Annotated in this window: 28 protein-coding genes and 1 pseudogene; 13 read left to right on the top strand and 16 right to left on the bottom strand. The window is 42.9% G+C overall.

The annotated features are described in order from the left end of the window. Window positions 1-114 precede the first annotated feature (114 nt). Window positions 115-336, bottom strand: coding sequence for a hypothetical protein (locus ACYVRH_RS08650; RefSeq protein WP_461256518.1), 222 nt, complete (start codon window positions 334-336; stop codon window positions 115-117). On the opposite strand from ACYVRH_RS08650, the gene ACYVRH_RS08645 reads away from it, so the two are divergent. From ACYVRH_RS08645 to ACYVRH_RS08635, 3 genes are read left to right on the top strand one after another with little or no spacing between them, the layout of a single operon-like run. Further along, on the top strand, window positions 320-1,612 hold the full coding sequence (locus ACYVRH_RS08645; RefSeq protein WP_461256517.1) for an anthranilate synthase component I family protein: 1,293 nt from the start codon (window positions 320-322) through the stop codon (window positions 1,610-1,612). The two genes, ACYVRH_RS08650 and ACYVRH_RS08645, sit on opposite strands and share 17 nt — an antisense overlap. Beyond that, on the top strand, window positions 1,609-2,181 hold the full coding sequence (locus tag ACYVRH_RS08640) for an anthranilate synthase component II (protein WP_461256516.1): 573 nt from the start codon (window positions 1,609-1,611) through the stop codon (window positions 2,179-2,181). Before ACYVRH_RS08645 ends, ACYVRH_RS08640 begins: the two co-directional genes overlap by 4 nt. Then, window positions 2,178-2,765, top strand: a complete 588-nt coding sequence (locus ACYVRH_RS08635; RefSeq protein ID WP_461256515.1) for a DUF2284 domain-containing protein — start codon at window positions 2,178-2,180, stop codon at window positions 2,763-2,765. Before ACYVRH_RS08640 ends, ACYVRH_RS08635 begins: the two co-directional genes overlap by 4 nt. Window positions 2,766-2,888: 123 nt before the next feature. Here the strand turns inward: ACYVRH_RS08635 and ACYVRH_RS08630 are convergent, their stop codons facing one another. Next, window positions 2,889-3,761 (bottom strand): prephenate dehydrogenase, encoded by an 873-nt coding sequence (locus tag ACYVRH_RS08630; RefSeq protein WP_461256514.1) that lies wholly within the window; start codon window positions 3,759-3,761, stop codon window positions 2,889-2,891. After that, window positions 3,762-4,784 (bottom strand): 3-deoxy-7-phosphoheptulonate synthase, encoded by a 1,023-nt coding sequence (aroF, locus tag ACYVRH_RS08625; protein ID WP_461256513.1) that lies wholly within the window; start codon window positions 4,782-4,784, stop codon window positions 3,762-3,764. A gap of 319 nt (window positions 4,785-5,103) precedes the next feature. On the opposite strand from aroF, the gene ACYVRH_RS08620 reads away from it, so the two are divergent. Then, window positions 5,104-5,748 carry a corrinoid protein gene (locus tag ACYVRH_RS08620; RefSeq protein ID WP_461256512.1) on the top strand — a complete coding sequence of 215 codons (645 nt, stop codon included), beginning with the start codon at window positions 5,104-5,106 and terminating at the stop codon, window positions 5,746-5,748. Here the strand turns inward: ACYVRH_RS08620 and ACYVRH_RS08615 are convergent. The 3 genes from ACYVRH_RS08615 to ACYVRH_RS08605 all read right to left on the bottom strand — a co-directional run bounded on the left by ACYVRH_RS08615 (window position 5,745) and on the right by ACYVRH_RS08605 (window position 8,076). Continuing rightward, window positions 5,745-6,878, bottom strand: coding sequence for an ASKHA domain-containing protein (locus ACYVRH_RS08615; RefSeq protein WP_461256511.1), 1,134 nt, complete (start codon window positions 6,876-6,878; stop codon window positions 5,745-5,747). The two genes, ACYVRH_RS08620 and ACYVRH_RS08615, sit on opposite strands and share 4 nt — an antisense overlap. Before the next feature lie 7 nt (window positions 6,879-6,885). Beyond that, window positions 6,886-7,125 carry a hypothetical protein gene (locus ACYVRH_RS08610; RefSeq protein WP_461256510.1) on the bottom strand — a complete coding sequence of 80 codons (240 nt, stop codon included), beginning with the start codon at window positions 7,123-7,125 and terminating at the stop codon, window positions 6,886-6,888. Between the two features lie 237 nt (window positions 7,126-7,362). Next, window positions 7,363-8,076: a hypothetical protein gene (locus ACYVRH_RS08605; protein WP_461256509.1), complete on the bottom strand. Its 714-nt coding sequence runs from the start codon at window positions 8,074-8,076 to the stop codon at window positions 7,363-7,365. Window positions 8,077-8,263: 187 nt separating this feature from the next. On the opposite strand from ACYVRH_RS08605, the gene ACYVRH_RS08600 reads away from it, so the two are divergent. From ACYVRH_RS08600 to ACYVRH_RS08590, 3 genes are all read left to right on the top strand, one after another. Next, a complete protein-coding gene (locus ACYVRH_RS08600; RefSeq protein ID WP_461256508.1) occupies window positions 8,264-8,590 on the top strand; it encodes a helix-turn-helix domain-containing protein in 327 nt (108 codons plus the stop codon). An 80-nt stretch (window positions 8,591-8,670) separates the two neighbouring features. Beyond that, entirely contained in the window at window positions 8,671-9,036 is a 366-nt protein-coding gene (locus ACYVRH_RS08595; RefSeq protein ID WP_461256507.1) for a type II toxin-antitoxin system RelE/ParE family toxin, read from the top strand. A gap of 10 nt (window positions 9,037-9,046) precedes the next feature. Beyond that, entirely contained in the window at window positions 9,047-9,229 is a 183-nt protein-coding gene (locus tag ACYVRH_RS08590; RefSeq protein WP_461253813.1) for an XRE family transcriptional regulator, read from the top strand. A gap of 39 nt (window positions 9,230-9,268) precedes the next feature. On the opposite strand, the gene ACYVRH_RS08585 is transcribed toward ACYVRH_RS08590, so the two are convergent. From ACYVRH_RS08585 to ACYVRH_RS08565, 5 genes are read right to left on the bottom strand one after another with little or no spacing between them, the layout of a single operon-like run. Continuing rightward, a complete protein-coding gene (locus tag ACYVRH_RS08585) occupies window positions 9,269-9,586 on the bottom strand; it encodes a hypothetical protein (protein ID WP_461256506.1) in 318 nt (105 codons plus the stop codon). After that, window positions 9,583-10,029 carry a hypothetical protein gene (locus tag ACYVRH_RS08580; protein WP_461256505.1) on the bottom strand — a complete coding sequence of 149 codons (447 nt, stop codon included), beginning with the start codon at window positions 10,027-10,029 and terminating at the stop codon, window positions 9,583-9,585. The genes ACYVRH_RS08585 and ACYVRH_RS08580 overlap by 4 nt, the downstream gene beginning before the upstream one ends. Beyond that, a complete protein-coding gene (locus ACYVRH_RS08575; RefSeq protein WP_461256504.1) occupies window positions 10,029-10,397 on the bottom strand; it encodes a DUF1667 domain-containing protein in 369 nt (122 codons plus the stop codon). The genes ACYVRH_RS08580 and ACYVRH_RS08575 overlap by 1 nt, the downstream gene beginning before the upstream one ends. 7 nt (window positions 10,398-10,404) lie before the next feature. Next, window positions 10,405-11,667, bottom strand: coding sequence for an NAD(P)/FAD-dependent oxidoreductase (locus ACYVRH_RS08570; protein WP_461256503.1), 1,263 nt, complete (start codon window positions 11,665-11,667; stop codon window positions 10,405-10,407). Next, on the bottom strand, window positions 11,664-13,088 hold the full coding sequence (locus ACYVRH_RS08565; protein WP_461256502.1) for an FAD-dependent oxidoreductase: 1,425 nt from the start codon (window positions 13,086-13,088) through the stop codon (window positions 11,664-11,666). The genes ACYVRH_RS08570 and ACYVRH_RS08565 overlap by 4 nt, the downstream gene beginning before the upstream one ends. Before the next feature lie 47 nt (window positions 13,089-13,135). Between ACYVRH_RS08565 and ACYVRH_RS08560 the strand changes: the two genes are divergently transcribed. After that, a complete protein-coding gene (locus tag ACYVRH_RS08560; protein ID WP_461256501.1) occupies window positions 13,136-13,753 on the top strand; it encodes a DUF4838 domain-containing protein in 618 nt (205 codons plus the stop codon). Window positions 13,754-13,783: 30 nt separating this feature from the next. Beyond that, on the top strand, window positions 13,784-15,043 hold the full coding sequence (locus tag ACYVRH_RS08555; protein WP_461256500.1) for an MFS transporter: 1,260 nt from the start codon (window positions 13,784-13,786) through the stop codon (window positions 15,041-15,043). A gap of 48 nt (window positions 15,044-15,091) precedes the next feature. On the opposite strand, the gene ACYVRH_RS08550 is transcribed toward ACYVRH_RS08555, so the two are convergent. The 4 genes and pseudogenes from ACYVRH_RS08550 to ACYVRH_RS08535 form a co-directional block, all read right to left on the bottom strand. Beyond that, on the bottom strand, window positions 15,092-15,277 hold the full coding sequence (locus tag ACYVRH_RS08550) for a hypothetical protein (protein WP_461256499.1): 186 nt from the start codon (window positions 15,275-15,277) through the stop codon (window positions 15,092-15,094). Then, window positions 15,274-15,525, bottom strand: a pseudogene (locus tag ACYVRH_RS08545) (type II toxin-antitoxin system RelE/ParE family toxin); the annotation flags it as partial. The gene ACYVRH_RS08550 and the pseudogene ACYVRH_RS08545, both read right to left, overlap by 4 nt. A gap of 95 nt (window positions 15,526-15,620) precedes the next feature. Beyond that, the gene (locus ACYVRH_RS08540) at window positions 15,621-15,773 is read right to left on the bottom strand and encodes a type II toxin-antitoxin system RelE/ParE family toxin (RefSeq protein WP_461256498.1); all 153 of its coding nucleotides are present in this window, start codon (window positions 15,771-15,773) and stop codon (window positions 15,621-15,623) included. A gap of 167 nt (window positions 15,774-15,940) precedes the next feature. Beyond that, window positions 15,941-16,306, bottom strand: coding sequence for a helix-turn-helix domain-containing protein (locus ACYVRH_RS08535; protein ID WP_461256497.1), 366 nt, complete (start codon window positions 16,304-16,306; stop codon window positions 15,941-15,943). Window positions 16,307-16,545: 239 nt separating this feature from the next. On the opposite strand from ACYVRH_RS08535, the gene ACYVRH_RS08530 reads away from it, so the two are divergent. The 3 genes from ACYVRH_RS08530 to ACYVRH_RS08520 all read left to right on the top strand — a co-directional run bounded on the left by ACYVRH_RS08530 (window position 16,546) and on the right by ACYVRH_RS08520 (window position 19,950). Continuing rightward, window positions 16,546-17,595: a hypothetical protein gene (locus ACYVRH_RS08530; protein ID WP_461256496.1), complete on the top strand. Its 1,050-nt coding sequence runs from the start codon at window positions 16,546-16,548 to the stop codon at window positions 17,593-17,595. A gap of 296 nt (window positions 17,596-17,891) precedes the next feature. Further along, window positions 17,892-19,061: an iron-containing alcohol dehydrogenase gene (locus ACYVRH_RS08525; RefSeq protein WP_461256495.1), complete on the top strand. Its 1,170-nt coding sequence runs from the start codon at window positions 17,892-17,894 to the stop codon at window positions 19,059-19,061. An 85-nt stretch (window positions 19,062-19,146) separates the two neighbouring features. Beyond that, window positions 19,147-19,950, top strand: coding sequence for a M48 family metallopeptidase (locus ACYVRH_RS08520; protein WP_461256494.1), 804 nt, complete (start codon window positions 19,147-19,149; stop codon window positions 19,948-19,950). 487 nt (window positions 19,951-20,437) lie between these two features. On the opposite strand, the gene ACYVRH_RS08515 is transcribed toward ACYVRH_RS08520, so the two are convergent. Then, window positions 20,438-20,629, bottom strand: a complete 192-nt coding sequence (locus ACYVRH_RS08515; protein ID WP_461256493.1) for a hypothetical protein — start codon at window positions 20,627-20,629, stop codon at window positions 20,438-20,440. A 560-nt stretch (window positions 20,630-21,189) separates the two neighbouring features. On the opposite strand from ACYVRH_RS08515, the gene ACYVRH_RS08510 reads away from it, so the two are divergent. Continuing rightward, window positions 21,190-21,624: an HIRAN domain-containing protein gene (locus ACYVRH_RS08510; RefSeq protein WP_461256492.1), complete on the top strand. Its 435-nt coding sequence runs from the start codon at window positions 21,190-21,192 to the stop codon at window positions 21,622-21,624. Window positions 21,625-21,743 lie beyond the last annotated feature (119 nt).

Genomic DNA, 21,743 nt, shown 5'->3' with positions numbered 1-21,743 from the left:
AATCGGCGTAAACATATCGGAGTACAATTCCATGCTCATCGGTATTACGCTGTATTGCCCAGCTTTGGCTATTTGTTCTATTTCATCATAAGATGGTTTAATCATTTTATATCCTTAAATAATTTTATTTTCCAATACGGCGCGTTTTTTTAGCTCTTCCATCAGCGAGTTAAATTGCTCCAAATCAAGTGATTGCGCCCCGTCACATAACGCCTTAGCGGGGTTGTTATGCGCTTCTATCATTAGCCCGTCCGCCCCTGCGGCTAACGCGGCCTTTGAAAGCGCTGAGGACACAAAAACATGGGGCAGATATACATTTTTGGGATTTGATCCCACAATGGAGATTACCTGTCTTAACGGTTTAATGAACATTACTTCGAATGAAACAAAATCTTTTAAGACGGATAATCCGAATAAACATATTCAGGAAGTTTTAAGCAAATATAACAGCGTAAAATTTGATTATCTGCCTCCGTTTACAGGAGGGCTTGTCGGTTACTTTGCCTACGATTACGCGAAATACTGCGAGCCGTCTCTGAAGCTTGACGCTAATGACGAGGAGCGTTTTAATGATGTCGATTTAATGCTCTTTGACAAGCTGATTTGTTTTGATCATTACAAACAAAAAGTTATTTTAATTGTTAACATAAAAACTGATAATCTTCAAGCAGAATATGAAAATGGAAAATCAAAGCTGGAATATATAAATAATTTAATCAGAAACGGAAATCATGAAAATACTCCAGCCGCCTGTTTAAAGTCTGATTTTAAAGCGTTGTTTTCCAAAGATGAATATTGCAAGATGGTAAACAAGGCGAAAGATCACATAAAAGAAGGCGATATTTTTCAGGTTGTGTTATCAAATCGCTATGAAGCGGATTTTGAGGGCAGTATTTTTAACACATACCGGGTACTGCGAACAATTAACCCTTCGCCGTATATGTTTTATTTCAGCGGAAGCAATCTTGAGATCGCGGGGGCGTCGCCTGAAACGCTCGTTAAATTGCATAACGGCAAGCTTTTTACCTTTCCGCTCGCGGGAACGCGCCGCAGGGGCGCCAACGAAGAAGAAGACATCGCGCTTGAAAAAGAACTTCTTGCGGACGAAAAAGAACTTGCGGAACACAATATGCTTGTGGACTTGGGCAGGAACGATTTAGGCAGAATCAGCAATTTTGGATCAGTTGTCGTAGAAAAGCACATGTCTATTCTGCGCTTTTCCCATGTTATGCACATTGGTTCTACCGTATCTTCGCAAATCCGCGAAGGCAAAACAGGGTTGGACGCGATAAACTCAGTCCTCCCCGCCGGAACGCTTTCGGGCGCGCCGAAAATTCGCGCAATGCAAATTATAAACGAGCAGGAAAAAAACAAGCGCGGCATTTACGGCGGGGCAATCGGCTACCTTGATTTTACCGGCAACATGGACACCTGCATAGCGATTAGAATCGTATACAGAAGAAACAATAAAGTATTTATACGAAGCGGAGCCGGAATTGTCGCCGACAGCAATCCTGAATCGGAATATCAGGAATGTGTGAATAAATCCGCAGCGGTTATGAACGCGTTAAAAATTTCAACCGAAGTTTCATCAATAGGAGAGCTTGAATGATTTTATTAATTGACAATTACGACAGCTTTTCATATAACCTCTATCAGCTTCTAGGTTCGATAAACCCAGACATTGAAGTTGTGCGTAACGATGCGCTAAGCGTAGACGAAATAGCGAAAATGTCTCCGCAGTACATTGTAATCTCTCCGGGACCAGGAAAACCGTCAGACGCGGGGATTTGTATCGATCTTATAAAAAGCCTTCACTCAACAATTCCAATTTTGGGAATCTGCCTCGGTCATCAGGCGATTTTTGAGGCTTTCGGCGGCACGGTATCATACGCAAGCAAACTAATGCACGGCAAATCTTCGCAGGTTACCGTAGACAACAACGATGCTTTGTTCAAAGGACTTCCGCAGGTTATACAGGCGGCTCGTTATCATTCGCTTGCGGGAGTTAAATCGACATTGCCGGATTCGTTAAAAATTACGGCATGGACGCAAGACGATGAAATAATGGCGGTGCATCACAAAGAATATCCCGTGTACGGCGTACAATTCCACCCCGAGTCGATACTTACACCTAACGGGAAAATAATAGCGGAAAATTTTTTAAGAGCGGGAACGTGACTGAAAAATTTATAATTGACGCGCTTCTTTCCGCAGTTGTTACTACAGGCGTTTCCGTACATGAAAAGGCAATTTTGCCCGTAACCGCGCTAACCTTCTCCCCTACCCTGCTTGACAGTTGTAAAACGAATGTATGCGGCAATTACAATAAATCATGGGTTTGCCCTCCCGCCTGCGAGAGCGTTGAGGAGCAAAAGAAAAAAATACTTTCCTATAAAAGTTTTTTAGTATTTACAACAATGCACGCTTTGGAAGATTCCTTTGATTATGAGGGAATGACAAAGGGAAGAGAACTTCATCTTTTGCTTGCCTCAGAATTAAAAAAAATACTGGACATTCCCGTTTACGGTGCGGGAAACTGCCCCGTGTGTAAAACTTGCGCTTTTCCTTCGCCATGCCCATTTCCCGAAAAGAAAATTAGTTCCGTAGAAGCAGCGGGGATTGACGTAACAAGTTTGAGCAAGGCGGCAAATATCGTTTACAATAATGGAAAAAATACGGTAACATTTTTTTCCATTGCGCTGATTCGCAAGAATTTCACACAAAGGACACAAAGGAAGAGAAGATCACAAAGAAGAGGATAAAAGGTTTTTGTCCGAAGGATAAGCGTGGGCTTCACGATAAGATAACGGACAAAAACCCCCTCTTCCCTCTTTGTGATCTTTGTACCTTTGTGTTCTTTGTGTGAGGTCTTGTAGATTAAATCGTTATTCTTTTTTGCCCATCTCTATTCTGCGCTCTCTTACGACAGTGAGTCTTTTCATCAATTCGTCCGCCTGACCGTCTTTTATCAGCGCCTTTAATACATCAAGGCTCTTTTCAAACTGATTTATTCTATCCAAAAGAGCATCGTTGTTTTCGATAAAAATTTCAGTCCACATAGGCGCGTTAAGCATGGCGATGCGGGTTAAGTCTTCAAAACTGCCGCCGCCAAAACGGGTAATCTTTACATCAGTTTCGCAATCAATCAAGGCGGCGGCAATCACATGGCAAAGCTGGCTTGTAAAAGCGATTTTTCTATCGTGTTCCTCTGGCGTTACCTGAGTTATGCGGGCAAAACCCATTCGGTAAATAATGTCTTTTAAAAAATCAAGATTTTCGCTCTTGTTACGCGAAATTGGAGTAAGTATGTAGTTTTTACCGTGAAAATCGCATAACTGCGAATTAGCAAAACCGCTTTTTTCCGCGCCCGCCATCGGGTGGCCGGGAATAAAATCTACGTCTTCTCGAAATTTTTCCGCGGCAACTGCAATGCTTTTCTTTGTTCCGCCAATGTCGGTGATAAGGCTTCCGCTTTTAAACGCGTTTGCCCACTGCTCAAGAAAACTAATTATAGCGGAAGGATTCAAACAAATAAAAACAACATCGCAAATAGAAAGCATCTCTCCTGCGTGAAGCGCGTCATATCCGCGACCAATAAGCCCTGCCAACCGCGCCGTCTCTAACGTTTCTTTAGTTCTATTGCAGGCAAACAATTTTTCCTGCGCTACGCCGCAATTATCGCGCAGGGCTTTGGCAATTGCGCCGCCCATAAGCCCAAGCCCCACAATGCCAAAGTTACAGTCTTTGATTGCCGGCAATTAAATCACCTTATTTTCTATTGCGGCGTATTTGCGAAGGGTATCCATAAGAGACGAAAACGATTTCGGGGTAAGGGATTGTTCCCCGTCGCATAGGGCGCATTCGGGATCGTTGTGAACCTCGACAATAATGCCGTCCGCTCCTGCTGCAAGCGCCGCTTTTGACATGGCTGGAACCATCCACGAAAGCCCCGTCGCGTGGCTTGGATCCACAATCACGGGCAGATGGGTTTTTTTCTTTAGCGCGGGAATAATCGCAATATCAAGAATGTTACGTGTAAAATTATCAAATCCGCGAATACCTCTTTCACATAACACAATCTTGTCATTGCCGCCCGCCATGACGTATTCCGCAGCCATTAGCAGTTCCGTCATCGTAGACGCCATTCCGCGTTTAAGCAGAATCGGCTTTCGGCATCGTCCCAACTCTTTTAACAGATTGAAATTCTGCATGTTACGCGCCCCGACTTGAATCATGTCAATATCGTCAAACAATTCAAGCTGGCTTATTTCCATTAATTCGGTAACAATTGGAAGCCCCGTTTCTTTCTTTGCCTCCACAAGAAGATCAACCCCTAAACATCCCATGCCCTGAAAACTATACGGGCTTGTCCTCGGCTTAAACGCGCCCCCGCGCAAAAAAGCCGCGCCCGATTCTTTAACCGCCTTTGCAATTGAGATTAACTGCTCGCGGCTTTCCACAGAACAAGGCCCCGCGATAACGCTAAAGTTACCAGTGCCGATTTTAGTCTTTTTCCCGTTATATTCAAAATCCAGGATAGTATCCAGCGGATGAAAAGCGCGATTCGCCCTTTTATATGGCTCCTGAACGCGGATAACCTTTTCCACCAGATGATTGGCCTTTAACGCCTCATCATTAATGACCGTAGTATCACCGACAAGCCCCAGAACCGCCTGCGAAGCCCCTTGCGAAGTATCGACCTTTACACCTAACTTTTCCAGATCGGCAATTAACTTCTGTACGTCTTCCTTACTTACGCCCGGCTTTAACGCTATTATCATAATTTTCCTCTTAACCGTATTATATAAAAAAATGGGACTTAAGACTAGTACCGAAAAGAGTTCACACAAAGATCACGAAGGAACAAAGATCAAGAGGGGAACCTTCGACCTTCGGTCTCGGTTGAGGTTCACAAAGGGGGATCAGGGGTTTTTGTCCGTTATCTTATCGTGAAGCTCACGCATAGTCCTCGGACAGAAACCCCCTCTTCCCTCTTCTTTGTGATCTTCTCTTACTTTGTGTTCTTTGTGTGAAGTCTTGGGGAAAAATGCCCTCGACTTATTTATTTAGAAAGAGTATAATAATAATAAGGAGCTAAATATGTCGGGCGATTATAGTGAAATTTTTAGTGAAATATCGGAACTTCTCCAGAAAGGGAAAGCAAGGGATATCGCTGCCTCAGTGCAGAAGGCTTTGGACGCAGGAGCAGAGCCAGCCGATATTCTTCAAAACGCGCTGATGGCGGGCATGAATATTATTGGCGGAAAATTCAAGCGGAACGAGGTTTTTGTGCCGGAGGTATTAATCGCCGCCCGCGCCATGAATAAAGCTACGGAAGCACTAAAGCCAGCTCTTGCGAAGGCCGGTGTTCAACCTGTGGGCCAGGCGATTATTTGCACCGTCAAGGGCGACCAGCATGATATTGGGAAAAATCTTGTTAAGATGATGATCGAAGGAAAGGGAATCGAAGTTGAAGACCTTGGCGTAGACTGCGATACACAGTTGGTGGTAGACAAGGTAAAGGAAAGCAACGCGAAAGTTCTCTGTCTTTCCGCGCTTCTTACAACGACGATGACAGCCCAAAAAGACGTAATTGACGCGTTGAAAAACGCAGGTCTCAGGGACAAAGTAAAAGTGATGGTAGGCGGCGCTCCCGTTACGCAGAGTTTCGCGGATGAAATCGGCGCGGACGCTTACACGCCCGATGCGGCAAGCGCGGCGGAAGTTTGCAGGGCGTTTTATTAAAACTGCATATTATGCTCAAATGCGGCAGCGAAATATTTATCATTAGCCAAATCTACTGTTTCAGAGCAAGAAATTAGCGCGTAACAGCGCGGCAGAAAACTTGTCTCTTTTAAACTTTCAACAGTTCCTTGCAGACTGGTGTTTCCGCAAATGACGGTCTTAACCGCCGCAGAGTTGTCCGCAAATTCTTTGGGGAGCAGTCCCACGGCGGCGGCGTTTTGCGGATTGAGTGAGAAACCAAGCCCCCCCGCGATATACGCCGTACCGATATTTTTTAATTCTATTCCCGCCGCTCTGCAAATTGTTTTAATTCCTGAATAAATCGCGCTTTTTGCCAGTTGAAACAGGCGCACGTCTTTTTGCGTTATAACTTTTCCGTCCGGCAAAGAAAAACCCGTCCATGAAAAGTTTTCAGCTAACGCGCCTGTTTCATCAATTACACCCTGCCGCTTCATTTCGGCTACCGCGTCAATAAAATCCGACGCGGTAAAACCTCGCGTTGCAGTTGTCGAAATACAAAAATCCGCTTCTTCAAAACATGGTCCCGCGGCGGTTGAACAGCAGAAAAGTTTTTTTTCGCTATTTTTCCACACGGCTATTTCTCCATTTGTCCCAAGATCAACAAAAAGAGCGTCTTCACCCTTGCCCATTATGTCAACGAATACCAAACCGGCAGTAATGTCCGCGCCCACAAAAGCGGAAATCCCGGGAAGCAGGGTAATATTTTCCGCAGGAAGCGAAAGCTCCTCTCCGCTAAAGTGCAGTTCTTTCAAAAACACCGGAGTATACGGCGCAGCTCCCATCGCGGACGGATCAGTACGGCAAAAAATATGAAGCATAGTAGTATTTCCGCTAACAGCGCATTTCTCAATACGGGAAAGATTTAATTTTTGCGCGAAAGACATAAGTATATTTTTAACTTGCTTGTTAATAGCGGCAAAAAGATCGTCTAACTTGCCATTTTGCGCCGCGCTAATCCTGCTTATTACATCCGCGCCAAATACGCGCTGATCATTTAAAGCGGAAAAAGTATCAAGAGTTTGTCCTGTGTCAAGATCGACTAACTGCGCTTGAATAGTGGTTGTGCCAATATCAATGGCGGCTGCGGCGCGTGTTTGTGATGTCTGCATGGGGATATTATAGCTTATATTGTTTTTTAAGTCTTTCCGCCTTGACTTCTTCTAAAGTCATGGAACTATCTGAAAGAATACCGGTTATTCGGTTAAGGGCGGCAATTTTTCTTTCTCGGTCTGAGTCTTTAACAATTTGCCCTGTCGGTTTTAAGAAAGTAACAACATCATCATAGTTTTTGTAGACAGGTACAGGTTCATTAATTGTAACTGCCCCATCAGCATAAATTCCTTCAACTGCAAACATATAATTATACTCCCTCTTATCGTATATTAATAATATCTCAGATAAAAACTGTTTTGTCAATTATAAATATGGGCGGATTTTATCTATTATATACTTTCATTCTTCTTTGTGATCTTTGTATCTTTGTGATCTTCGTGTGAAAATCTTGCAAGTCAATACCTTGCCATTTACTCATATCCCACACTACGCCGCCGATAATTGCAAAAAAAAGTATCGCCAAGCACTCAAGCGTAACCGTTATCTGACAGTCCACCCAATCGCCAAATCCGGTTTGAAGAAAACAGGTGAACTACCTTTAGGTAATAACCACCCAAAGTTAAAACCACAAAAAGTGCCTGTACGAAAGTATAAACCCGATTTAGTTACAAATTTATAACCAATATTTAAGCCAAGAGGAATAGATGGTACTGCATAATATACTTCTTCCCCAGAACTATATTGATAAATTCCATACCCTATTCCTCCGCCCAGATAAAAACCTCCAATCTTGCTTGGCCAAAATCCATTGAACGTGACTAAACCTCCAAATCCACCCCATGGACACATAAGATTTATTTCAGTATAAAAATTACCTTTTCCAAGTTCAATGTTAATGCCAGGTCCGCTAGTTCCGCCGGTTAAATAGCCTAAAAAGCCGCCTGCATTGGCATTAATGCCAAAAATAAATTTATTAGTGTCTATGGCTGTAATTTTTTGTTCGGCTATTGGAGCGGCGTTAATTTTTTCCACTTTGCCATTTTCGTATCTTATGGAAAGAACATTACTTGCGGAAAGGACAATAGTCGGGCCATCCAAATGGTCAAATCGCTTGTACCTTATCTCTGCGGAAGATACTTCCGTAACTTTAGCCTCAATTATGTTTCCGTCTTTCAAGACGATTAAATCTTGAGCGGCAACAGAACATATACCTGCCACTAAAAATACAACAGTAAAAATACAGAAAGATTTCATACCTCACTCCTTTACGGTGTAATAACACCATTCATTTTTGTCAGTTTTTCCTTGAATTTTTTGAAAAAATAACAATAAAACTGACAATTTAAAGTATATCATAATATTTTCCCTATAGTCTAGTATATCGACCTATGGGATTTTGTCAACTGTTTATACATGGTGCAAGATAAATAGAGGTATTTTTTTGATAACTGGACAGGAATTAAGGGATAATCTTGGCAAAGTTGTGCGGTTTTACCGGAAGCAACGGCGGCTTTCGCAGGCTGAATTAGCGGAAAAAGCCGGCATTTCAATTACTTTTCTAAGCAAGATTGAAAGGGGCATAAAATTTCCTACTTCGAATACTTTATCAGGTTTAGCCAATGGATTGAATATCGAAGTTTATCAGTTATTCCGCAACGATGAAACGCCTGTCGAAGAATGGGCGCTGTTTGAAAGATTTAAAAAAGATATTACTAATACTATCAATAAAACTCTTGAGAATATTTATAAAGAATATGAAAAAAAATGAAAAATCGGGGATGTCCGCACTTTTACTTGATGTCTGCGGTTATTCTTGCCCCCAAAGATATTTTCTGTTATTATTAATAAGTGAGACTATTCAAGAATAATTGGTTTACGCGGTTTGCCAAAAAAGAAGGTATTAAAGATGCCGAACTAAAGGAAACGGTAAATCAACTTGAAAGAGGACAACCTGACGCCGATCTTGGCGGCGATGTGTACAAATTGCGTGTGGCTCGTCAAGGAAAAGGAAAAGCGGGAGGTTATCGTATTATTGTATTTTTCAGAAGTAAAAAGCGTACGTTTTTTGTTTATGGTTTTGCGAAGTCTGATAGAGCTAATATTGACAGAGGTGAATTGCAAATCTTTAAAGATGATGCGAAAGACCAATTAGCCATGACTGATGAACAAATAGAGGTTTGGTTAAGAAACAGAACTTTGACAGAAATTCTTTAGGAGGATGGATATGAAATACAAAAGTGAAATTTACGAGGTAGTACATCAGGACGCAGTTGAAATGTTTAAAATAGGCGCTATTTCTGAGGACAGAATGAAAGAATATGATAAAAAATGTCTCGTTCAGGAAACAGAGACATCATATACCGCAGACAATTCCCCAAAAACAGAATATGTTGCAGCAGCCAAATAATAATTAACAAAGAAGAGTGAACAAGGCACACGTCCCAGCTTAACTCATCTTCTTCTTACGATAAATCCCATTCTTCTTAAACAATTCATCGTATCTGTTTTTATTTTTCTTTATCAGATATTCAACAAGAAAAGTAATAAGAGTAATAATAAAAACAATACAGGCCAGTACCAGCAGATAACTGTACGGCAAACCGGAATTTTCGTATGCGAATAGTTTTGTAATATCGTGTTCTTTAGAATTGATACGGGCAAGTATTAATCCAGCGACAGATAACAAAATTATTACAATGGTAAAAAGAACTGTAAATCTTAGCGCCAAGTCAATTAAAAATTTTCTTCTTTGATTTTTAGTCATGATATTTTCTCCTTTGCGTATTCAGCCTCAAAAATAAGTTTTTTATTATTTCCGCCGGACTCATTCGGCGATTCATTTTTGTACTCGATAACCAACTGCGGCGCTGAACCGGAGAAAATCCGCTTCCACAATTTTTCTTCTTTAGTAATATTTTGCGAAATTATTTTTTCTTGCGGAATAAAAATAGTTTTTTCTTGCCCTTTAGCGTTAGCTGCAAACTGGGTTAACGAATCAAAGATGTTGTACTGCGGAAAATGATGAAACCTGAATCCGCCTGAAGTATTGATAATAAGCCCCCATAAGCCGCCCCACCCCTTTTCATCAAATTCATCCCAGCCGGAAACATACTTCCCTAAGCCGCGCGTAAGCACTTTTTCGCCTGTTTTTTCTTCGTATTCCCGCCAGAATGTATCGGACGATTTTTCATCTTTTTTAAACAGCATTAACTCAAAGTCCTTGTTGCAATTATGTCTATCTTACTGCCGTTCCAGTCCGCAATTACAATGTCGCCCACTTTTACGGGAAGGGTAATTTTCACCTTGTAAATATCTTGTAAAATGGCGGGGATTTTTTCCTTTGGGCAAGGGATAGCGGTCTTCACCGGCACGCGCCTTACAGAAGAGACACGCGCCTGCCCGTTGATGGCGCAAGTAGCGGTTACAATGCGTTTTGGCGCGCGGATTTCTTCCAGCGCATATTCCGCGCCCCGGTTGCATTTATTTCCCGTTACGGAAAGAGCGTCCTCACCGCCACTGTCGTCAACTTCAAGAGAACATCCCATCGGGCAGACAATACATGTAAAACTTCGCATAACACCTCTAATTTATACTGAATTCCAAAATTGAATTTGAAGTTAATTCCATCCCTTCAAAATCCTTGGGGCCTAATTTAAAACTGATCATTTCCGAAGGCTGAACATGACGCTCTTTTTTGCTTTTAATCAATTTATCGCCAAGACGCAATTCAAGAACAACATCGTTTTTTACAATCATGGAACGCAGATAAATAGTATTTTCTCTGTCGGGGGCAAGCCGCGCCGGGTTCACATAACGGACGTGTGAACCTGCTTTTGTGTATATCTGGAAAGCGGGATGCTCTCCCCGCATCCACGACGCGGCGTAGCGTCCTGCGCGTCTGCTTTCTTCGCAGACCCAATCGACAAGATCATGGACATGGAGCACATTGCCGCTGGCAAAAACTCCGTCTATGTTAGTCATTAAAGATGAATCGACTAACGGGCCGTTTGTTACGGCGTTTATTTCCACGCCGGCGGCGCGTGACAGTTCGTTTTCGGGAACAAGACCGACTGAAAGAAGAACTGTATCGCAGTCTATGCGAAAACTTTTATCAGGCGCAAGTACGCCGTTTGTCATCGGGGTGACTTCTATTCCTTCAACGCGGTCATTGCCAAAAACGCCTGTGGTCTGCGATGACAGGTAAAGGGGAATGTTGTAATCGTTAAGGCACTGGACAATGTTACGCGTCAAGCCGGCGGGATACGGCATTATTTCCACTACGGCCTTTACCTTGCAACCTACCCATCTCATGCGCCGCGCCATGATTAGCCCGATGTCGCCAGAACCTATAATTACAACTTCCCTGCCGGGAATATAACCCTCTATGTTTACAAGGCGCTGCGCGAGACCAGCCGTATAAATCCCCGCCGGTCTGGAGCCGGGAATTCTTACATTACCCCGGTTTCTTTCACGGCAGCCCATAGCGAGCAGTACGGCTCGCGTATTAATTTTTATAGCACCTGCAGGAGATACGCAGTATAGTTCTTTAATTTGCGATGATGAATTATCCTGTGAAAAGCGCGTAACGGTCGTGTTAAGATAAACCGCGATTTTTGATTTTATCACGCGCTCAATAAAACGTTCCGCAAATTCGGGGCCTGTCAGCTCTTCCGAAAATTCGTGCAAGCCAAAACCATTGTGGATGCACTGCATAAGAATGCCGCCAAGGTGATCTTCCCTGTCGATTAATGCGCATGAAAAACCTTGCGCTTCCAACTCAAGAGCAGCCGCCATTCCTGCGGCTCCTCCGCCGATTACCGCCGCGTCATATTGGATATCTTTCATAACGCGCCGTCCAATATACTGCTTTTTCCGCCGTGTTTCGTGACTTCTTCCCAGGAAAGATTAGCTTCCCTCATAATAATTTTTATTATCTTGTAAGTGCAAAAGCCGCCCTGACAACGCCCCATTTGGGCGCGGGTAAAATATTTTACTCCGTCCAATGTCGTGTGTCCAAGCCTTACAGCCTGAATAATTTCCGCTTCGCTGACATTTTCACATCTGCAGACAATACTGCCCCATGCGGAATCTTTGGCAATATAGCTGTCAAGCTCCTCAAAGCCAAGTTCCCGCGCGCGAGGGTGATCTTCAACATAAGGATTCCAGTGGGGCTTTTCCGTTAGCTGCAATCCAATATCGACTAATATATTTTTTACATACTCTGCAATCGCGGGCGACGCCGTAAGCCCCGGACTTTGAATTCCCGCTACCTGAACAAAAGCGGGAACTTTTTTTGAAGCTTCAATATAAAAATCCTCTCCAAGACACGGGCGAAGCCCCGCAAAATTAGTGATAACGTCGTTTTGGCTTAAAGAGGGTATCATCGTTTTTCCTGAAACTATTATCTGTTCAAGATGTTTAGCAGTAGTTGAAAAATCATTTTTATCCGGTACCGCGTCCGCAGTGGGGCCAACAAGGGCTGTCCCTTCTACAGTAGGTATAACCAACATCCCTTTTGAAATAGCAGTGGGAACGGGAAAAACCACTCTTGAAGGGCAGGCTTTGGTCAATCTGTCCAAAAGAAAATATTCGCCTTTTCTCGCGCTAATCGTAAATTCTTCCGCCTTAAAAGCCTTAGACACTTCGTCAGCGAAAAGACCTGCGGCGTTAATCGCGTAACGCGCTTTTACTACCCTTCCGTCTTCCGCGCGAATACTCCAAAAATCCCCGTTACGGTCAGCCTCTCCTACCTTAAAATTAGTGAACAGCTCTACCCCATTCTTTCGCGCGGATTCAACGAGCGCGAAGACAAATCGGTACGGTTCAATAATTCCCCCTCCGGGCGCGTAAAGGCCGCCGACCGTATCCGAAGAAAGTTTAGGCTCAAGTTCAAGGATTCGCGTGCGGGAACAAAGTTCAATCCCTATTACTTCGTTCTCCACGCCTTGAAAATAAAGGTGCTCAATTACCTTCATCTCCTCCTCATGCATGGCGGCGACAATTATCCCGCACCGGCGGAAGGGAAAATTTAACTCGCGCTTTAGCTGGTCGAACATCAAACTGCCCTGCATTTCCAGCCGCGCTTTTAAGTACTTTTTATTATGGTGGAAACCGCCGTGAATAATGCCCGAATTTGCCTTAGAAGTTCCAAATGAAACGTCCGCAGCTTTTTCCAAAATAGCGGTTTTTACATTATAAGCTGAAAGCCGACGGGCGATGTTTGCGCCGGAAACTCCGCACCCTATAATGGCAACGTCAAAATCCATACTTATATCATATAGCCTAATTAAAAATATTGCCATATAATAAACTCATGAAACAAGTTAGAAAGAGGCTGTTCATCAACAGAAATACAGGCGCGGGGGAGCGGGTTAAACTTATCAAATGGGCGACCGAAAATGAGTACAATACTCTTGTCTTTCCGTTGGATGATAAATTTTTTAGGGGCGGCGGCGGTAAATACGCAAAGCTGGCAAAACACTTTGCGTTTTATATCGAGGCGGGAGGGCACGATTTGTCTTTGTTGTTGCCGCGGAGTTTGTTTTTATTTAACAAAGAACTTTTTCGCATGGAACAGGGTAAAAGAAAAATGAATACTCACTTTTGCACGACCAACCCAAAAACAACGGCTATAATCGCCAAATGCGCAAAAAAACTTTTTATCCGCGCCATGCAGAAGGCTACCCCTGACCGTATCTTTCATCTTCTGCCCGATGAAGGCTGTGAAAATGTATGGTGCCAATGCCCCCCCTGCCGCGCCTTTCGCCCAATTGATCAGTACCTGATTGCCGTTAACACTGCGGCGGACGTACTTGCAAAACTCGATCCGCAGGCGAAGCTGTCATACATTGACTTTGACACGGAACCGGAAGCGGCAAGGGTCAAGCCTAAAAAAAATATGATTATCGGCGAAAAATCAACCTTGCCTTGAAACCGCGCCTTAGGATAAACGAGAAAAAATATGTCTGACAATTTAACAAAAAAAACATACCGCCCCCGTTTTATCGACAACACTTACCGTCCCGACGCAAAAGTAGGCAGATTTTTAACGGTATTGATTCTTTACGGAGTGTCATTCGGTTTTTACAGGGGAGTTCAGGATAATTACCTTGCGGAGATAATTCACATAACGCCGTTTGAGCGGGGGATAGTTGAATTTTTCAGGGAAACTCCCGGCCTGTTGCTGATACTTATCCTCGCGCTGATGTACAGATTCGCGGACAGCAAGGTTTTTAAAATCGGCATTGCGGTCATGGCCGGAGGATGCGTGGGAGTACTCCTGTCAAGCGTTAATTCTTTTTTTATGACTAAAATTTTTGTGGTAGTTTTTATGGTTCTTTTCAGCACCGGAGAGCACATCATCATGCCTGTGAGGGCTACAATCGCGATGGACATCGCAAAGAAAGAAAAAGCCGGCGCATCGCTGGGGTTGTCTAATTCAATAAGCCAATTTGGAAACATAGCCGGCTTTATTTTTGTTACGGTGATCTTTCTTATTCTTGAACAAATCGGTTATAACAGAAGGGATATTTTCGGTTACAGAATCGTCTTTGGCGCGTCCGCAGCGTTAATGACGGCGGCTGCTCTTGTCGCTGCGGCTCTACGGGAAACTACGCTAAAAGCGCAAAGGCGCAGGTTTTATTTTGCAAAAAAGTTTCACAAGTTTTATATGTTAGAAATTTTTTATGGGGCGCGAAAACAGATTTTCCTAACCTTCGCCCCCTATGTGTTAATCCTGCAATACGGCGCCGACCCGTCAATCATGTCGATACTGTACGCAATCTGCGCCGGTTTCGGTATGTTGTGCAGTCCCCTCATCGGCAGAATCATCGACAAGGTTGGATACAAAGCGGTCATGGTTGCCGATACCCTCATTTTAATAATAGTCTGTCTCCTTTACGGTTTCGCGCACAGGCTGTTCACGCCTAACATAGCCTTCCTTGTAGTCTGCTGTAACTTTATTTTGGATTCGATCATCTCAATAGCGAGCATGGCGAGTAACATCTATGTACAACGCATCGCCTCCAATCAGGAAGAAATCACCGCTACCCTATCCACAGGAATTTCCGTAAACCACATTATCAGTATTTTTATCGCCCTAATGGGCGGCTGGATTTGGAAAGTAACTGGCATCGAAGTTCTTTTTTCGCTCTCAGCATTTCTTGGATTAATAAATAGCATTTACGCCGCAACGATAAAAAAGGAAGAAGAGGTGCATTGAGGGAGTGGGGAGCGCCGACGAGGTTGGCAACGGTGTATGGTAGGCTTATTATGCAGTTACAAGATCGGCGTGTTCTATGTTTACGGTTTCATGTGCGTTATTGTTATGTAAGGCTTCTGGGGTAAGGCACAATTCGTCATATTCACGCATTCTGGCTTCGGATATAAATCCTAATTTGAAGTCGATGGTTGCGTTTTCGTGGATCATTTTCGCTATGTCGCTTTCGTATTTCATTTTAATCCTCCTCTGTTATCTCTAATTTCAATTAAAGTTCCGTTTTTCAGACGAACCTCGATCTGTTCGTTAGTTAATAAAAACTGGTCTTTTGCGTATTCTTTGAACCTTTTCAAATCTTTTCTACTTATGTTGCCCATGTCAGACTTGGAAAAACCATAAACAAAAAAAGTGCGGTACTCGTTTCTAAAGTACACTATAACACGATGTCCACCCGATTTCCCTTCACCTTGTCTGGCTACTCTTACTTTATATACCCGGGCGCACTGCTCAGGCTAAAGCCTTCGCGCATTATCTGTTATATTAAAGTTTATTGTGCGCCACGCCGTGTAGACTTTATTCATCAACACGGCTTTGCCGTGCATAATTGGGCGCCCCCTAAGCTTGCATCTGCTTGGTCTGCCTCAAGTTTATCGACAATTTCCAGTAATTCATGGTCGGTAATGCCTTCCTTGCTCGCAAAACGGCTGAACCCTGTATATTTGAAAACCCTCACTTTTTTATAATAACGAAAAAACAGCCGGGTTTCAAGGGAAATGTTGACATCCCCCCACACAGATGTATGCCCAAGACATTTATTCAGTGCAGTCAGGGCAGGCGGCGGGCTGTAAAAACTTCGGAGGAAACTGCCCTCTTTACCGCCATCGGTAACGAATTTACTCCTTAGTCATTTTTTTCTTTTGTTTCATTAAGATTATCTGATAAATTTGCTTGAAAATATCTATAAACCTGTTTTAAGGAAAAAGTAACAGCTTGAATAACCTCATCATTATACTTCAAAAGTAATTCTTCACTATTAGGAATCGGAGTGTCGGCTGGCTTAAACAACTCAAACGGTTCAATATTCAGAACACTGGCGAATTTTACCATGCTTGCAGGTGAAATCCAACGCTTGCCATTCTCAATATCGCAGAGGAAATTTACTGAAATATTCAGTTTCTCGGCAAACTGAGATTGCGTCCATTGTCGGTAATTTCGATAACGCCTTATATTGGTTCGGACTATTGCCCGCAGTTCATCTTCTGTCATATACCACCCTATTTAGCGAATTTATCATTATAAATATGGCTTATATCCGTTGACAAACAGCAACTAGTATGGTAATAATTTCTCTAGTTGCTTGTTTTATAAATAAATTATTGAGAAATTCTGTAAGAGGATTTTCTTTTTGGTCTATTTTTTATGGCAACTGTGTCATTTTGACACGCTTTTGCCTGTATAGGCAAAAAATAACACAAATAAGCGTAAATGCTTAAAAGGAATATCTGATGAAAAAGAAAATAGGTTTGGTTTTGATTCTCTTCTCATTTGTCGCGGGAGGTGTATTCGGACAATTTTCAATAGATGGCGCTGTTTCTACATATTTCAACGGAATTACACCGTCAATCGGAATTGGCTTAGGATTTTCAAAAATCGATTTACTGGCAGGAGTAAGTTTTAATTTTTTCACCCACCTAATGGAGTATGAAGATTATTATGATGAAACTATCTATGTCGGACTTGCGCCGAAGGCATCATTGACCGGGAATTGGTCGCTTTCTTTCCCTTTGTTGGCACAAATTTGGTCCGGTAAAACTGATAGCGATGGATATACCGTTAATTCATATTTTGATTTTGCTTTTAGAGTTGGCGCAAGAGCAACTTATGCTTTTTCCGACCATTGGTGCTTGTATACGGGATTCTTGATCAATGCAATCTTTTGGAATCAAGAGAAAAATGGCGCATGGACAGCAATCGATTCTGTTGAACGCACTAATGATTTTGGCGTATTCAGCGGCGGCGTTGTTCAATTCGGAATAATTTACAAGTTTGGCTCTTCAAAAAATAATACAAGAGCGTCTTCTTCAGAAAATGAAGAAGACGACAATATTTTGGGAAATCAAAATAATGCTCAAAGGCAACCCCGTGAACAGGTTTCCATCCCGCAACTCGGTGAACCGACTATATTCCAACAGGGGTTGAATCGTTTGCCTACGGTACCTATAGGAGGAAAGAATTTAAAATTTGAATTTGGTGGTGATATTTGGACAGCAAAAGTTAATGGGCAAAATTTTTTGGCTGGTGATTGCATAATTGAAGAAAATGGTAATAAATTTATTCTAACATTAAAGACAACTAATGTATGGTCTGGGGCTATTGAAGAAGTTATTGATCTTTTTCAAAAGATTGGAGTACCACTTGGCCCTGCGGCAGGGCCTCTTAGAACAGCAGCGGGATTAGCTGCTAAAGTTGCTAAATGGATACCCTTTAAGGGTTCATCTATTATTTTAGAATATAATGAAGACCAGCCTGCATCGCTTCGTTTAGGTTCTCGTTAGAAATAGGTAACGCAAGGTATTCTGACACCCAAAAACCGTAGCGTAGCAGCGAACAGTGAGAAGTGAGCAGTGAGAAATGCAAAAGAATAAATAAAAGAGAAAGCGCCAACAAAGTTGGTGAGAGAAGAAAGAAGAGCTATATATCTTAACTTTTTTCTTTTTTCTCTCTTCACTGATAACTGCTCACTGTTCACTGCTATTCCCCTCTTCTTTGTGATCTTTGTTTCTTCGTGATCTTCGTGTGAACTCTTCAGTGTAATAGTTTACAATTAACTGGCAAAGGTATATAATAAAATATGCAAAACTTTGAATATTGTAATAAGACTAAAATAATTTTTGGCAAAGACACAGAAAATCAGGCGGGCAGTGAAACCGCTAAATACGCTAAAAAAATCTTACTTCACCATTCGGGAAAATCAGCGGTTAAATCGGGGTTGATTGACAAAATAAAAGCAAGCTTGAAAAGCGCCGGAGTTGAGTGGGTAGAGTTAACGGGCGTATTGCCGAATCCTCGGCTTTCTCTTGTTAAAGAAGGCGTTAATATTGTAAAAAAAGAAAAGTTGGAATTTATCCTCGCTGTGGGAGGCGGTTCTGTAATTGATTCAGCAAAAGCTATTGCGGTAGGAGCGGTAAACGACGGCGATCTGTGGGATTTTTTTGAGAGGAAAAAAAGCACGGATAGAGCTTTGCCTGTCGGCACTGTTGTGACAATTCCGGCGGCGGGCAGCGAATCGAGCATAAGCTGCGTCATTACAAACGAAGAAGGCCCGTGGAAGAGGGGCATAAACTATCAATGCATTCGCCCTGTTTTTTCAATTATGAATCCTGAGTTGACATACACCCTGCCGCCGTATCAAACCGCATGCGGAATTACCGATATGATGGCGCACATCATGGAACGCTATTTTACAAAAGTGCAACACGTGGAACTTACGGACGAACTGTGCGAAGGCGCGTTAAGAACGATAATCCGTAATGCAAGAAAAATTTTTTCAGGCGGAGAAAATAATTACGACGCGAGAGCGGAAATCATGTGGGCGGGAACAATCGCGCACAACGGTCTTTTAGACACAGGCCGTATCGGAGACTGGGCAAGCCACGCCCTTGATCATGAACTGTCCGCTCTTTTCGATCTTGCCCACGGCGCGGGTCTTGCCATCATCTTTCCGGCATGGCTTCGCTACAACATAAAAGAAGACACTCCCCGACTCGCCCGCTTTGCAGCAAAGGTATGGGGCGTAGACGGCGCGTTTTACGACTACGAACAAGCAGCGTTGGAAGGAGTTTTACGCATGGAGAATTTCTTCCTATCAATCGGTATGCCCATTCGTTTTGCCGATGCAAATATCGATCCTGCAAAAATAACGGAAATGTCAAAACGCGCCGTTCACTTTGGCGCAATCGGCAATTACCGCAAACTGGAAGAAAAAGACGCTGAAGCGATTTACAGACTGGCGGCGCAGTAAAAGTTTTTTTTGACATGAAGCGGTAATTTAACATGTTTTTTGATTAAATATTGACATTCACGTTTTATAGTGATATATTAATCTTATGAAAAACAAAAAATTCCTATTAATAATACTCTTATGTTTGACATCCCTTCTTACTTGTGTAACCAACCCGCTTACCAAACAAAAAACAATGGCTTTAGTGGGTAACAGTGAACTTTTTTCCGCATCTTTCCAGCAATACAACCAATTCCTCTCTGAAAATAAAGTTGTTAACGGAACATCTGATGCCAAGATGGTAGAGCGTATCGGCGCAAACATCCGCAGGGCGGCGGAAAAATGGCTTGCCAGTGAAGGCAATTCCAGTTACCTAAAAGATTACAAATGGGAATACCATCTGGTCGATTCCAAGCAGATAAACGCATGGTGTATGCCGGGAGGAAAAATCGTTGTATATACCGGTATACTTCCCCTCACTCAGACAGAGGATGGGCTTGCCACAGTAATGGGTCACGAAGTCGCCCATGCTCTGCTCAATCACGGACAGCAGAGGGTAAGCGCCAGCGTTTTACAGCAGATTGGCGCCGTTGGCGTGGCCATCGCCGCTTCGGGATTATCCAAAGAAAGCCAAGCTCTTATAATGGCAGCTTACGGCGTAGGCACCACACTCGGAGGAACGTTGCCTTTCAGCAGAAAACATGAAAGCGAGGCTGATCATTACGGGCTTCTTTTGATGGCTATCGCCGGTTATAACCCCGAAGCCTCTGTGCCATTTTGGCAAAGGATGTCCGCATTAGGAGGCGGCACGCCTGAATTTTTAAGTACCCATCCTTCTGATAAAACCCGTATAAAGCAGCTTAGGGCATTGATACCGGAAGCCAAAAAGAAAGCGAGACAGATAAAGTAGCGTGCCGATGGTGAGACTCGAACTCATATCCCATTGCTAGTGTACCGCCCAATACAGACAACGGAATGTTGCATTTAGATTGTTTCCAGCCAGAACCGGGAATCGAACCCGGGACCTGCGCATTACGAGTTTTTCACATAACGCAATACTGAAAACCATTACGCACTATTAAGAGTTATTAAATCATGAAATGGCAAAGAATTACAAGAGGGGATAACATATATAAAGTTATTTAAGCGTATTAAGCAATATTAAAAATTACGGTTTTTTATGTCATTTTTTGTGTCGATATTTTCTGCTAATATCGCAGAGACAGCCCCGAAAGCAACGGCACAACATAACAACACATTATTATATTAAATGGCAAAGAAAACTTGATAGCGTCAATCCTCGCGCGTTTTGGGGCATTTTAGAAAATGTCCGTAAGGCATAAAAAACAGTCCGATACGCTTTATTTGTTATGCGCTATTTCCGGGGCAGTTGAATCTTACCCATTTCTAGGTTTTCCGTGGGTAGGCATGGAAGTCTCGCTATGGAACCTAAAATTTTTCTCTCCTGTTATCTGGACGAAGTTACCCGGTTCCCCTGTAAAAGCGACAACAACCCTGCCGTATTCGCCGGGCTTGATTTCCGCGCATAAATCCTTGAATTTAGCGTCTTGTTCTGCCGTTAATTCCATTATTGATTCTCCCAAATCATAAACTTTCGCATTTACCCGGCAAAAAACGCTTATAAACTAAAATATATCACAAGTTAATTAATATTTGCTATTTTTTCGGCAATCCATAGTGATTTTCAAGTGTTTTCTGTCGGTTTTTCACTTCTTGCCCTTCGCGGGCTTGCTTGCCGGCCTGCTCTTGCCCGTTTCGGTTTTGGGCTTCTTGGGGCGGCCCATTGAAACGTCTTTAATTAAGTCCAATGTTTTAAGGGGATATAAGGCTTGCTTCGTTATAGGCTTAATTCCTGCTCGTTGTATGCGACCTTCAACTGTCTTAAAAGGCAGTTTTAACTTTTCACACATTTCGTCAATAGTTATTCCTTCCATAGTTTTAATATAGGTTATATCCTATAAAATGTCAATACCAAATAAAAGAATAGGAATTATCCTATATTTTACTACACAAGCGATAAGTAAAATCATAAAAAATCTTCAAAAAAAATGAAAATATTTTCTCAAAACACTTGACAAAGTGTAGGAAATATCCTATACTTATAATATAAAGATAACGGAGGAAGAACATGAAAAACAGCGAAATGAAAAGCAAAGTAGTAACACTGGCCAATCGGCTTGCTTCGCGAATGGGCGGGGACAAGAGCGCGGCTTTCGTGAAAGCCTGGGCAATCGTAAAGGCGGGTAAATTGGAACTGGCGGTAAAGGGTACGTCCTTCGGCAACAGGCAGGAAGCGTTAAAAAGGCTTGCCGCTTACAAGCCGGATCAGATTAAGGCAATATTAGTGCCGGAAGAAAACAACCCCGCAGACAAGAATGCCATAGCGGTACTGGTCGGGGTAACCAATGGCAAGGGCTTGTATCGGCTTGGCTATGTTCCGGCAAATTTAACTGCCGTTATTTCGGTACTGGGCGCGAAACTTCCGGCATTGCGGGTAGTGTCCGGCACATGGGGCCGCACTCACAAAACGACCTTCGGGGCGCGGGTCGCCCTGGCGGTATAGCACATAACGGAGAAAAGGATATGAAAACAAAAAAAACACAGCCGTATATCGACTATGACAAGGCGGCTTTTCTGACGCGCCTTTATGATTTTATCAATCGCGCAAATCAAATGCGCGAA

This window comes from Treponema sp. R80B11-R83G3, assembly GCF_054786115.1.
This window is presented reverse-complemented; position numbering and strand designations above follow the sequence as displayed.